Here is a 13,049-nt window from a genome sequence, read left to right as displayed (position 1 = left end):
TATGGCCTACCAACTACTCGGAACAGAAGTGGATGATTTTAACTTGTCTTCACTGCTCGATTTTATGGTGCAGTCTGCACGATCAAAAGAAAGGAATATCATCCTTAGCCAAAATCTTCACGGGATCTACACTTATCACAAGAGCAATTCAGAATCGCTAAAGAGCCTTTATGCAATAGCGAAAAAGAGAATCGATGGTATGCCTCTGGTATGGCTGGGAAGGGCACTGGGCTATCCTCTGTCAAAAGACAACAGGCTGACCTGGGTGGACCTCATGGATCCATTGATGGGCCGGATGAGGGATGAAAAGCTAAAAGTCTTTTACTTGGGTGCCGATGAAGTCAGTGTTTCCAAGGGCGTGAAGCTATTGAGAGACAAGTTTAAGGGATTGGAAATAAACTACCGCCACGGGTATTTTGACAGCCAAGTGGAAAGCAAGGAAAACCATGATGTGGTGAAGATGATCAATACGTATGAGCCGGATATTTTAATCGTGGGTATGGGAATGCCGCGACAGGAGCACTGGATCCTTGGCAATAAAGATCAACTGCATGCCCCGGTAATCATGACTTGTGGAGCCGCCATAGAATACGTGGCCGGCACCGTAAGCACACCGCCAAGATGGATGGGCAGAACGGGGCTGGAATGGCTTTACAGGTTACAGGAAGATCCCAATAGATTTTGGTTTCGTTACTTGATCGAGCCTTGGTATATTTTTAGACTCGCTGCCAGTGACCTTAGGAAGCCTCCTCTCAAGAAACTTAAAACCTAAGCCGTTTCATAGGCTGATGTATGCATTTACCAATGGCATTCAGGATTTGCGTAAAAACATCCTTTGTCCCCAAGGACCATCACGAAACCAACTAACCATAAACGTTAAAGGAAATGCTGTTTAATTCACTTGACTTTGCAGTCTTTTTACCGCTGGTGTTTTTTTGTTACTGGTTTGTTTTTCAAAAAAGCATAAAGCAACAGAATACCCTCTTATTGGTTGCCAGCTATGTGTTTTATGGCTGGTGGGATTGGCGATTTTTGACACTGATCCTATTCAGTACGGTGTTGGATTACCTGATCGGTCAGGGAATGGGCAGGACAGAAAATGAAACCCGTCGCAAGTGGCTGTTGGCCTGTAGCATTGCCGTGAATTTGGGGTTCCTAGGGTTCTTTAAGTACTTTAATTTCTTTGCGGAGAGCTTTACGGAGATGTTCAGTTTCTTTGGCCGATCCATCCACCCGCGAGCCATCAGCATTGTGCTTCCTGTGGGGATCAGTTTTTATACCTTCCAGACCCTCAGCTATTCGATAGATGTGTTCAAGCGAAAACTGGAACCGGCCAAGGATTTTGTGAGTTTTGCTACTTTTGTGAGTTTTTTTCCACAGCTGGTAGCAGGGCCAATAGAGCGGGCCACGCATTTACTTCCCCAATTTTATAAGCGTAGAAGGTTTGAGTATTCACTGGCTGCGGATGGCACTAAACAGATTTTATGGGGCTTTTTCAAGAAGGTGGTCATTGCTGATAATTGTGCGGAGTACGTCAATGTGATTTTCCAAAATTATGAAGAATACTCAGCGAGTACCCTTGTTTTGGGAGCGGTGCTTTTTGCCTTTCAGATTTATGGGGATTTTTCTGGATACTCGGACATTGCCATTGGTGTTTCCCGGCTGTTTGGTTTTGATTTGATGAAAAATTTCGCTTTCCCATATTTTTCGAGGGACATTGCCGAATTCTGGCGTCGGTGGCATATTTCACTGTCCACTTGGTTTAGGGACTACCTTTACATCCCACTTGGGGGAAGCCGGGGCGGGCTGTGGATGAAAATCAGAAATACCTTCATCATCTTTTTGGTCAGCGGATTTTGGCATGGTGCCAATTGGACATTTGTGATCTGGGGTGCTTTGAATGCCCTTTATTTTCTGCCCTTGATGTTGGCAGGAAAAAACAGAACCCATATGGATCAGGTGGCCCAGGGCAAATTGTTTCCCACCTTGCAGGAAGCCAGTCAGGTGATATTGACCTTTGGTGTCACATGCTTGGCTTGGGTGTTTTTCAGGGCGGAAAGTGTAAGCATGGCAGTAGATTATATAGCCAACATGTTTTCGACTTCCCTTTTGGTAAAACCAGAAGTGTTTCCGGTGAGGATCTTGGCTTTGGTAGCCTTGTTTGTGGCGATCGAATGGCTGGGCAAAAAAGGCGATTTTGCCATACAGTCGTTAGGGGTCAAATGGCGACGACCACTGCGCTATGGGATGTATTACAGTGTCTTTGTGCTTATTTATTTTGCTGGAAATTATACGGACGAAATCGAATTTATTTACTTCCAATTCTAGAGAATCATGAGAAAGTATTTTCAGAAGTTATCGCCCTTTCTGCTGGGCATATTGGCGATCAATATATTGGTGACATTTGTGGTGGATGGGCTTTACTACGCGCCCTACACCAAAATGATTAGGCAAATTAAGGGGCAAGACCTGAGGGGGGTTATCATGGCTGATTCCCATGGACTTCCACTGAAGCAAAACCTAAAGGATAAGGGGATAATGAACATCTCTTGGGGAAGTGATTCGTACGAAGATATGCGAAATAAGCTATGCTTTTACCTTAAGGAGAAGGAATTGGATTACGTGCTGGTTTCGGTCGATAATCACCTACTTTCAAACTATCGAGAAAAGCTCAATAATATCGAGGCATCGATCAACTACGTGCCACTGGAACACTCTGAATGTAGCTTTTGGGAATATGCTTATCTTAAGTACATCAAGCGGTATTTTTCTTTGATCAGTCCGAAGAACAGGGACATTTTCCTTGCAAGGTTGAAATCATTTTTGAAGCATAATTTGGTGAGGAAGGAGTGGGAAGCGGTAGGGGATAAGTCCAAAAAGGGAAAGAAAAGGGTGGATCTCCATTTCAGTAACCTGGCCCAATCTGAAAAACTTGCGGAAAACTTAGAGGAAATGATCATGCTCTGCAAGCAAAACAATGTGCAAGTGATTGGTGTAAAGTATCCACTAACTTCAGCCTACCTTTCGGCGATGGAGACTTCAAATTTCGGCGCAGACAGTGTGCTGATGGCCAATGATTGTAAAATACTGGATTTTCAGGAAGTGTTTGCCAATAGGAATGACCTCTTCTCGGATGAGGATCACTTAAACAAAGAAGGAGGTGAAAAATTGGCGGAAATGTTGGAAAATAACCTGATCAGGTATCGGGCCTCCTCTGAGTAAAAAACAACATACATTAGTATTCCTATTCCCTAGACCTTGCTAAGATCAGAGACTACCATACCTGTTTGTTTGCTGCTGGCTTTATGGCTATTGGCTCCCATTGTCCGGGGACAGGGGCTAAAAGTAGCCGATCAGCTTCAGCCCCATCCCCGTATTTTGCTTACGGAGGATCTCAAAAGAAGGGTGAAGGCCAGTTGTGAAGCAGAGGACTGCTGGCAGGAGTTGGATAAATTGGTGATGGGCACCGCAGAGAGGCTGTTTGATGAGCCTGTCACACCGATTTATTTTCGCGGAAAAACGATGCTGCCACAGGCGAGGGAATTGTTCAGGAAGGTTTTTTTTCTCAGCTATGCTTATCAGTTTAGCGGAGATGCCGATTTTGCAAAAAGAGGAATCAAAGAAATCACTCATGCCGCTACCCTTGAAAGCTGGAATCCAAAGGTTTTTTTGGATGTGGCCGAAATGACGATGGCCGTAGCGATAGGATATGATTGGCTGTATGATGAGATGAACCCCTCTGAGCGGCAATTAGTAAAAGATGCCTTGATAAAAAAGGGGATAAAACCATCTTATGACAATACATTCAACCAGTTCCTAACACTGGACAATAACTGGAACCAAGTGTGCAATGCTGCCATGGTCTGGGGAGCCATGGCTATTTATGAAGATGCGCCCCAACTTGCAGCAAAAACCATTGCAAGGTCCCTGAAAAGCAGCCACCTTCCGATGGAGAAATACAGTAAAAATGGTGTATTCCCAGAGGGCGTGATGTATTGGACCTATGGCACGACCTATCATATACTGATGCTGGAAGCCTTAGCACCGTTGCTAAAGGAGCCCGTAGAATCGTTCTGTTCTGAAGGATTCATGGCCTCAGGCCAATTCTTTTTACATATGATTGCCAATTCCGGCAGCACATTTAATTGGAGTGACGCATTGGAGAAGCATTACCTCAATCCAGCGATATTTTGGATGGCAGCCCATACCGGAGATCCTTCGTTGCTTTGGAATGAGAAGAAAGTGCTGGAGCAGAAAGACTTTAAAGAGCTCCGTCAGTCCAGGATGCTTCCTGCGGTTTTATTGCTGGGAGCTGAATTTTCCCCCGGGGACATACCATCTCCTTCTTCCAGATCCTGGAGAGGAGCGGGAGAAAATGAAGTAGTGACCATGCGGAGCTCATGGGAGGATCCGGAAGGGATTTTTCTGGGATTTAAATTGGGAAATGCCAGCGAACACCACGCCCATATGGATATGGGGGCTTTTGTGCTGGAGTCTGACGGCGTGAGATGGGCGATGGATATGGGCATGCAGGATTACCACTCCTTGGCATCCAAGAAGGTGGACCTGTGGGATAGTCGCCAGCAAGGTGGCCGATGGACGGTGTTCAGGTACAGCAATCACGGCCACAATACCCTCACCATTGATGATTCGCTGATGGATGTCACCGGAAAAGCAAGATTGTTGAAATACAGTGATCAAAAAGATTTTCGCTTTGCGGTAGGGGACCTCTCGGATGTTTTCCTGAGAAAAGACCGAAGTGTCACGCGGGGTGTAGGAATAAAGAACGACGACCACGTCATCGTAAAGGACGAAATCAGTGCATCATCAGCTCCAATAAAAATCCGTTGGAAGATGGTCACCTCCGCTAAGGTGGACACCAATGGAAACGTGGCCATCCTGAAGAAGGATGGCAAAGAGATGAAGTTGGAGGTGAAGTCCCCCAAAGACGCAGAGGTAAAAGTGTGGCCTGCTAGCAGGAGTAACCGCTACGATGCCCCAAACAAGGGGGCTAGTTTGGTAGGGTTTGAGCTAAGCGTGGAAAAAGAACGTGCCGAAACCATCGAGGTACTGCTTATTCCGGGATCCTCCTCCATGACACCAATGCCTTCGCAGCCATTATCGGAATGGTAATGAGTCATCCGCCAAATGAGAATAACCAACAGACGAATCGATTCAACCTCTACATAAAACAATAACCCGAATACCTAATGGAATTCCCCAATGTTTTTGCAGCGCTACTGTTTAGTTCATTGTTTTTAAAACCATCAATTAATTAATCGAATGAAAGTAAAAAAAATATGTTGTATTGGTGCCGGATACGTAGGCGGTCCCACCATGGCTGTAATTGCCCAAAAATGTCCTGATATCTATGTGACCGTAGTGGACATCAACGAAGAAAGAATCAAAGCATGGAATGACGAGAATTTGGACAATCTTCCGGTGTACGAACCGGGATTGGACAAGATAGTTGCCGAGGCTAGGGGGCGAAACCTTAGATTCTGCACCAATGTGGAAGGGGCTATTCAGGAAGCAGATATGATCTTTATTTCCGTCAACACCCCCACCAAAACTTATGGCGAAGGGAAAGGCCAAGCGGCTGATCTGAAGTGGATCGAGCTATGTGCCCGCCAGATCGCGGCAGCAGCCGAATCAGATAAGATCGTGGTAGAAAAATCCACCTTGCCAGTGCGTACAGCTGAAGCCATCAGGGATATTCTGGAAAATACCGGCAACGGTACCAAGTTTCAGATTCTTTCCAATCCCGAGTTTTTGGCAGAAGGAACGGCCATTGAAGATTTGATGGATCCGGATCGGGTGCTGATCGGAGGTGAAATCTCTACGGAGGAAGGACGCGAAGCAATGGAGGCCCTTGTGGATGTCTATGCCCATTGGGTGCCCAGGGAAAAAATCCTGACGACCAATGTGTGGTCCAGCGAGCTTTCGAAGCTTACCGCCAATGCCTTTTTGGCACAGCGGGTATCATCCATCAATGCCCTGTCAGAGCTTTGTGAAAGTACCGAAGCTGATATTAACGAAGTGTCCCGGGCCATTGGTACGGACAGTAGAATTGGCAATAAATTTCTAAAAGCCTCGGTAGGGTTTGGCGGGTCTTGTTTCCAGAAGGATATCCTCAACCTGGTGTATATCAGTCGCAGCTATGGACTGACCAGCGTGGCCGATTATTGGGAGCAGGTCATAAAGATCAATGATCACCAAAAAGGAAGGTTTGCCAAAAATATCATCCGATCACTATACAATACCGTCAGCGGCAAAAAAATAGCATTTCTCGGCTGGGCTTTCAAAAAGGATACCAACGATACCCGTGAATCCGCTGCCATCTATGTAGCAGATCACCTGCTCAATGAGGACGCCAAATTGACGGTGTTTGACCCAAAAGTAAGGGAAGAACAGATGTACAGCGATTTGGACTACCTTAATTCCAGAAACAAGGTGGACAATAGAAAGCTCATGAAGGCTGAGCCCTGTCCATACGAAGCCTGTAAAGGTGCCCATGCAGTAGCGGTACTGACCGAATGGGATGAGTTTATCGATTATGATTGGCAAAAAATATATGACAATATGCTTAAGCCAGCCCAGGTCTTTGACGGAAGAAGCGTGCTGGATAAGCAAAAGTTAAGGGATATAGGTTTCAGGGTATATACCATTGGGACGGCATGATATTTTTTTCAGCCGAGTGTTGTAAGTGTTTAGTTCAGAGAGGGAAAGTCTTTCTTTGAAGGGCTTTCCTTTTTGGACTGTTATTTCCACACCTCAGAGCGGCTGATGTTGACGAGCACATTAACGACCACACCACCACTAAAGCATTTAACATTTATGGAAGCATTATCAGAAAAGATATCTATTCAGGGTAAATCCTTGCCTACTGTAATGGATCAGATCAACCGATTTGCAATAGGTTTTCCTTATTTGTCCATCATCCGTCCGGCGCAGGCTTCTGATGGGATTACAGCCCTGTCAGAAGGACAAATCAAGCGTCTGGGAGAACAGTATCTGGCGCAAAGGGATCACCTCGATATTGTCAAGTTTGTACCGGCGAGTGGAGCAGCATCAAGGATGTTTAAAAAGCTCTTCGAATTTTTGGATGGGGATGGATACTTGGCTTATAACCAAGATGCTGAGCAGTTTATAACAAACCTCAAACACTTTCCCTTTTATGGGGACCTTGATAAAAGCCTCGCGGAGATCGGAAGTTACATAGGCTTGGCACTGCAGGACAAGGATTTTAAGCTGATCATTTCCAGATTTTTGAATGACCACGGGTTGGGGTATGGAAATTTACCAAAAGGCTTGCTGAAATTTCACCGATATGATGATCATGAAAGGACTCCGGTGCACGAACATTTCGTGGAGGGCTTGGAATATGGAGTGGGACGAGGAGGGAAGGTGAATTTGCATTTTACGGTTTCCAAGGAGCATCTGGAAGGGTTCAGAGCAGAATGTAAACGTGTAAAATCCCTTCTTGAAAAAGACCATGATATCACGTTCGAGGTGTCCTTTTCCCAGCAGAAATCCTCAACGGACACCATTGCCGTGAACGTGGACAATACCCCTTTTCTCAGGCATGATGGAAGCTTGCTGTTTAGACCGGGCGGTCATGGTGCCTTGTTGGAAAACCTGGCTGAAATCGACGCAGACTTGATTTATATCAAGAACATTGACAACGTGGCAGGAGAGAAGGCCAGTATGATTTCAAAAGAATATAAAATGGCCATGGGCGGATTGCTCCTGAACATCCAAAAGCAGGTGTTCGATTATGTGGATGCCCTGAATGATGGTGGGGATGGGGTGAAAGCAGAAGTTGAGGATTTTCTGCAGCGCGAACTATGCGTGGTGCTGCCAGAAAGCTACTGGGACAGCGCTTTACTGGAGCAACGATCCTTCCTTAAGGGCAAGCTGGAAAGGCCGATTCGTGTTTGTGGAATGGTTAGGAATACAGGCGAACCGGGAGGAGGACCATTTTGGGCCAAAAATCCTGATGGATCAATTTCTCTCCAGATCGCCGAAAAGGCACAGATCGATCCCGAAAAGCAAGTGGCACTGTTGACAGAAAGTACCCACTTCAATCCAGTGGACTTGGTTTGTTCCCTTAAAAAGCGCGATGGCAGCAATTATTCCTTACAGCAGTTTGCCGACCAAGAGGCAGGGTTGATCAGTGAAAAGTCCCTGAATGGAAAAGCGCTAAAAGCCTTGGAATTGCCAGGGCTGTGGAATGGTGCCATGTCTGACTGGAATACCATTTTTGTAGAGGTGCCGCTGGAGACATTTACTCCTGTCAAGACCATAAATGACCTGCTGAGAACCGAGCACCAGCCAGTAGTAAACGTGTAGCATAATCAAAATTACAATTTGATGAAAAGAATAGGATGGTACAGCTTGATCTTTTTGGGGCTGATTGGAGGCCTGACGGCTTGTCAAGAAGATGTGGAACCAGTGGATGCGGTGGTGGTTTATGAAAATGACTTTTCCGGAGAAGACCTCGGGGAAGTCCGCAACGGGAGGTTGCGGAGTTTTGATGGGGGGACGGTATTAGGCAATTATAACAATGAAGAGATCGCAGTGCAGGTGGACAATTTACCTTCCCACAAAATGCTAAAGGTCACGGTGGACGTATTGCTTCATGATTCTTGGGATGGCAATGCCGGCCCTGCCGGTGGTCCCGATATTTGGTACCTGAAAGTAGATGGCCAAGCACTGGTAAACGCGACTTTTTCGAACCAACCGTGCCTGTCCACTTGGTGCCTAAGCCAATCTTATCCAGATCCCTATGGAAGACATCATGACCCCAAAACTGACGCACTGGAAACCGAACTTCCAGGGCTCTGCCAATATGCCGATTCCATAGGATGGACGACCAAGTACCGCATTTCAAAGATCATCCGTCACCAAGAGGGGCAGGTTACACTAGTCTGCGGGGACAAAACGGTACAACAACACCTAAACAGTTCCCAGATATGTGATGAGAGCTGGTCACTGTCCAAAATCAAAGTAAGTCTGGTAGAATAGCATTACCGGATGATAAGAAGAAAAACTGATGTATGTTTATCAAGATTAAGAAGGGAATAGGACTATCGCTTTTACTGTTATCTATGGCCTATTTTGCCCATGGGCAAACGACCAACTTGAACGCACCATTTCTGAAGGAATATTTAAGGCGGCAGCAGTTGATCGGGAATTTTAACCCGGACTATTCGCTGACCATACTCCCACTGACTCCGAAACTGACTGATCTGACGGTTACCGAAGTCCAAAAGAATGGGTGGTATGAGGAGCTTTACGGACAAAAGCGCGCCTTGACCTTTGATGGTGGAAAAGGAAGTATCAAAATGCTTCCCGAAATGATCAAAGGCCATTACAATTCCGATTATGCCTTCGGTGTCAATGATGGCGCAATGATCCCGAATACGGGCTTGCAGACCTTGATCAGTGCCGGCTTTTACATGGAATATGGTCCGTTGAGCTTGCAGTTTCAGCCCGAGTTGGTGACTGCACAAAATTTGCCCTACGAGGGGTTTCCACAGGAGCACTGGGGATCCACTTGGGATCAATATTATGAATGGCTGAATACTTCCGATATCGTCGAGCGGTTTGGACCATACGCCTATGTGGAGTATTTGCTAGGACAATCCCATCTAAAATACCACTATAAAAACCTGGCCATAGGGATTTCTTCAGAAAATATATGGTGGGGACCGGGCAGGAGGAATTCCCTGCTTATGGGCAATAATGCCCCGGGCTTTTTGCATGCTACTTTGGAGACGAGCAGGCCATTCAAAACAAGCATCGGTAGGTTTGAGGGGCAGTTGATCGCGGGAAGACTGAGAAATTCTGGCTATCTTCCTCCCGGCTCAGACTATGTTTTCAGACAGACCCCCCTGTATGTTCCAAAACGAGATGACGATGAGCGATATTTGGCTGGAATTACCATTAATTATCAGCCCAAATGGTTGCCGGGATTGACTTTAGGGTATAGCAGTGTTTCGCAGATGTATCGTGCGGATATGGATAGCTTCGAGGACTATTTACCCATTTTCAATAGCGGCAAAAGACCTACTGATGTGGTAGATATGGACGTGGAGCAACGTAATCAACTAAGTTCGGGATATTTCAGGTGGGCCAGTCCGGGGAAGTTGTTTGAATTTTATGGTGAATATGGTACCAATGGAAATAGCAAGACCTTCCGGGAGATGATTATGTATCCGGACCTGGACAGGGCTTTTACCTTGGGCTTCACCAAGTATATCCAGCTGGAAGATCCAGACACGTATCTGGGGGTACAATTTGAAACCACCCAAACAGGACAGACGGTCAGGGAAAATATTCTGGCAAAGGATAGTTGGTACACCCATCCATATGTCCGCCACGGCTACACCAACAATGGCCAGGTCTTGGGTGCTGGCAATGGGCCTGGGAGCAATGTGATCTTTGCAGAAGTGAGCTGGAACAGAAATTTCACCAAATTGGGGGTCCAGTTTGAGCGAATCGTTTATAACAATGATTTCTATTACAAGCGTTTTGAGGAAATTAAAGATTGGAGGCGGAAGTATGTGGATTTGGTGCCGTCTTTTGTAGCCGATTGGCAAGTGTATCGTTTTCTGGTATCTGCCAAGTTCACCTATGTCCATTCCCTAAATTACAAATGGTACCTTGAGAATAGTGACGATGGTACATACTGGGTGCCGGGATGGGACAGGAATAATTTGGTGGGGCACTTGAGCTTGATGTATTTATTGAAATAAGGAAGGAGTTTTCTTTTGATTTGTAAAACACTTGAAATGATTTGATTAAGTGATAGATTAATAGCGCTAATGGAAAAAAAGAGAGAGCCGATCGGCTCCCTCTTTTTTTTGTATGGAAATAGATTGAAAATGATGTATTTAATGGTTGTATAGGTTGCTAAATCGTTAAAGAAAACGTTTACATTTTATGTAAAACATAAAAATTTTATTTTTCCCTATTTTTTTTCGGATTTATGGGGTTGTTTGTAGAGTTTTCTATCTCTTTATGTTACAAGAAGGCCGTAAAGCCAAATAAAAATTGAAATGAAGCCCAAAAAAGTACCTGAAATAACCGAAAAAAACCAAATCCGATATTCCGAAAAGGAGTACCTGGAAATGCCGGATGAGATGGTGTGGAGGTCCTTTAACAAAGGAAATGAGTCCACTTTCAGTTTTCTATATAAAAATTACGCTTCTGATTTATTTGCTTTTGGTTATCAATTCTGTGGCGATGCCCATTTGGTGGAAGATTGTATTCAGAACCTTTTTATATACCTCAGAAAAAGGAGGGGAAGCCTTGGGGAAGTCCGTAGCATCAAGTCCTACCTATTTAAATGTATTCGCTGTGAAATCATCAAGAGATTAAAGGAAAGAGGCCAACTTATAGACGCTGATGAGGTACATGATAAAAAGTCCTTCGCACTATCACTTTCTCCAGAGACAATTCTGATAGAATCCGAATACCGTGAGCGACAGCAACAGCGGGTGAACAAAGCATTGGCGCAGTTGACCGTAAGGCAACGCCAAGCACTGTTGCTGCTTTACGAAGAAGAAATGAGCTATGGCCAGATTGCAGAAGTGATGGGTTTTTCAGACGTCAAATCTGCCAGAAAGCTAGTTTACAGGGCGCTTGCCAGTTTGAAAAGTATCTTCCTAAAAAAGTGAACCAACTACATGAACAAGGATAAAAACATATTGAAATACCGGGACTATGAACTGGAAGATTTCTTGGCAGATGAATTTTTTATTTCTTGGGCCAAAAATCCGACTGGGGAAGGGGGACATTTTTGGGAGAAATGGATTGCTGAAAACCCATATAAACGGGAAATGGTCATGGAAGCGGCATCTGTCATCCGTTCGCTGACGTACGAGGACAAGCCGCAGTTATCAGACAGTGCTTACTTGGATATATTTGAGAATGTACTCCGATCGGATCCCCGAATAGAAAATGAGGAAGAAGCTGTACAAGAGAAATTTTCTTGGCGTTCATGGTTTGGATTTCAAAAAGTAGCCGCCGCAGTACTGTTTACATTTTGTGCATGGGTGGTGATTCAGGTGTATATTGTCAGGCCTGAAGAAGCTACCGATATGCCACAGGTATCTTGGGAAATCAGCGAAAACCCATCGGGTGTACGATCGACCCTCAATATGGGAGATGGCAGTATCATAAACCTTAATGCGAGCAGTAAACTATACTTTCCCGAGCATTTTTCAGATTCCATAAGGCTGGTAAAACTCGAGGGGGAAGCCTTCTTTGATATCAAAAAAGACGGTAGGCCTTTTATCGTGGAACTTGGCAGTACCCTAGTAGAAGTGATGGGCACGACATTCAATGTACGCAGTCCCAAAAATGGTGAATTGGCTGTGGCCCTGATTTCCGGTAAGGTGAAAGTAAAGGATGAAGCAGGTAACCAGGTAATCCTCAAACCTTCTGAAATGTTAAGTGTCCGTGAAAATGGAGATCGGTCCGTGACAAGTTTTGACCCATTGGAAGTTACGGGGTGGCGGGAAAAGGTATTGGTTTTTAGAAAATCTGATAAGGACGAAATCATCCGGAAGATCGGAGATTGGTACGGAGTGGAAGTGCACTGTGATCCAAGATTAAAACACACATGGGCTTACTCGGGAGAATATAAGAATGAATCACTTGAAAATGTGCTCAAAGGCATCAAACGGACACTTGGCATCGAATACGAGATCAACGGAAAACAGGTGAGGCTGAAGGCTAGGGGGAGATGAGAGTATTGAGTAGTGAGACGAGAGTATTGAGACTTGAGACGTGAGAAATGAGATGGAAAAATACTCCTCCCCTTCAGGGGAGGCCGGGAGGGGAAAAAAAACTGAGTGCAGCCCATCCAAAATTAAATGAACAAAAAAGAACAATTACTAAAATTAACCCAATAACCAAACCCCAATATCATGAAAAAAACCAATACCAGTTAGCAGAAAGAGGCAGTAAGGAATCTATAAATTCCCCACTGCCCATTTTTTTCCTGTCCTGGACTTTGGACGGTACGGACAGGAAGCTTA

10 protein-coding genes are annotated in these 13,049 nt (G+C 45.1%); all 10 read left to right on the top strand.

What is annotated here, in order from left to right:
• Nucleotide 1 precedes the first annotated feature (1 nt).
• The 10 genes from FDP09_RS18270 to FDP09_RS18225 all read left to right on the top strand — a co-directional run bounded on the left by FDP09_RS18270 (nucleotide 2) and on the right by FDP09_RS18225 (nucleotide 12,758).
• Nucleotides 2–772: a WecB/TagA/CpsF family glycosyltransferase gene (locus tag FDP09_RS18270; RefSeq protein WP_137404035.1), complete on the top strand. Its 771-nt coding sequence runs from the start codon at nucleotides 2–4 to the stop codon at nucleotides 770–772.
• A 113-nt stretch (nucleotides 773–885) separates the two neighbouring features.
• On the top strand, nucleotides 886–2,328 hold the full coding sequence (locus tag FDP09_RS18265) for an MBOAT family O-acyltransferase (RefSeq protein ID WP_137404034.1): 1,443 nt from the start codon (nucleotides 886–888) through the stop codon (nucleotides 2,326–2,328).
• 6 nt (nucleotides 2,329–2,334) lie between these two features.
• A complete protein-coding gene (locus FDP09_RS18260) occupies nucleotides 2,335–3,222 on the top strand; it encodes a hypothetical protein (protein ID WP_137404033.1) in 888 nt (295 codons plus the stop codon).
• A gap of 36 nt (nucleotides 3,223–3,258) precedes the next feature.
• Nucleotides 3,259–5,133 (top strand): heparinase II/III domain-containing protein, encoded by a 1,875-nt coding sequence (locus tag FDP09_RS18255; RefSeq protein ID WP_137404032.1) that lies wholly within the window; start codon nucleotides 3,259–3,261, stop codon nucleotides 5,131–5,133.
• 150 nt (nucleotides 5,134–5,283) lie between these two features.
• Nucleotides 5,284–6,681, top strand: coding sequence for a UDP-glucose 6-dehydrogenase (locus FDP09_RS18250; protein WP_137404031.1), 1,398 nt, complete (start codon nucleotides 5,284–5,286; stop codon nucleotides 6,679–6,681).
• 156 nt (nucleotides 6,682–6,837) lie between these two features.
• Entirely contained in the window at nucleotides 6,838–8,352 is a 1,515-nt protein-coding gene (locus FDP09_RS18245) for a DUF4301 family protein (protein ID WP_137404030.1), read from the top strand.
• Between the two features lie 21 nt (nucleotides 8,353–8,373).
• Entirely contained in the window at nucleotides 8,374–9,027 is a 654-nt protein-coding gene (locus FDP09_RS18240; protein WP_137404029.1) for a hypothetical protein, read from the top strand.
• Between the two features lie 32 nt (nucleotides 9,028–9,059).
• Nucleotides 9,060–10,760 carry a capsule assembly Wzi family protein gene (locus FDP09_RS18235; protein ID WP_137404028.1) on the top strand — a complete coding sequence of 567 codons (1,701 nt, stop codon included), beginning with the start codon at nucleotides 9,060–9,062 and terminating at the stop codon, nucleotides 10,758–10,760.
• A 303-nt stretch (nucleotides 10,761–11,063) separates the two neighbouring features.
• Nucleotides 11,064–11,684, top strand: a complete 621-nt coding sequence (locus FDP09_RS18230; RefSeq protein ID WP_137404027.1) for an RNA polymerase sigma factor — start codon at nucleotides 11,064–11,066, stop codon at nucleotides 11,682–11,684.
• 9 nt (nucleotides 11,685–11,693) lie between these two features.
• Nucleotides 11,694–12,758 (top strand): FecR family protein, encoded by a 1,065-nt coding sequence (locus FDP09_RS18225; protein ID WP_137404026.1) that lies wholly within the window; start codon nucleotides 11,694–11,696, stop codon nucleotides 12,756–12,758.
• The last annotated feature ends 291 nt before the right edge of the window (nucleotides 12,759–13,049 follow it).

It is taken from the genome of Echinicola rosea, assembly GCF_005281475.1.
GTDB lineage: Bacteria > Bacteroidota > Bacteroidia > Cytophagales > Cyclobacteriaceae > Echinicola > Echinicola rosea.
This window is presented reverse-complemented; position numbering and strand designations above follow the sequence as displayed.

What these genes read in the sequence shown, in the direction of transcription:
- FDP09_RS18270 (WP_137404035.1), top strand. Translation starts at nt 2, where the DNA reads ATGGCCTACCAACTACTCGGAACAGAAGTGGATGATTTTAACTTGTCT.
- FDP09_RS18265 (WP_137404034.1), top strand. Translation starts at nt 886, where the DNA reads ATGCTGTTTAATTCACTTGACTTTGCAGTCTTTTTACCGCTGGTGTTT.
- FDP09_RS18260 (WP_137404033.1), top strand. Translation starts at nt 2,335, where the DNA reads ATGAGAAAGTATTTTCAGAAGTTATCGCCCTTTCTGCTGGGCATATTG.
- FDP09_RS18250 (WP_137404031.1), top strand. Translation starts at nt 5,284, where the DNA reads ATGAAAGTAAAAAAAATATGTTGTATTGGTGCCGGATACGTAGGCGGT.
- FDP09_RS18245 (WP_137404030.1), top strand. Translation starts at nt 6,838, where the DNA reads ATGGAAGCATTATCAGAAAAGATATCTATTCAGGGTAAATCCTTGCCT.
- FDP09_RS18240 (WP_137404029.1), top strand. Translation starts at nt 8,374, where the DNA reads ATGAAAAGAATAGGATGGTACAGCTTGATCTTTTTGGGGCTGATTGGA.
- FDP09_RS18235 (WP_137404028.1), top strand. Translation starts at nt 9,060, where the DNA reads ATGTTTATCAAGATTAAGAAGGGAATAGGACTATCGCTTTTACTGTTA.
- FDP09_RS18230 (WP_137404027.1), top strand. Translation starts at nt 11,064, where the DNA reads ATGAAGCCCAAAAAAGTACCTGAAATAACCGAAAAAAACCAAATCCGA.
- FDP09_RS18225 (WP_137404026.1), top strand. Translation starts at nt 11,694, where the DNA reads ATGAACAAGGATAAAAACATATTGAAATACCGGGACTATGAACTGGAA.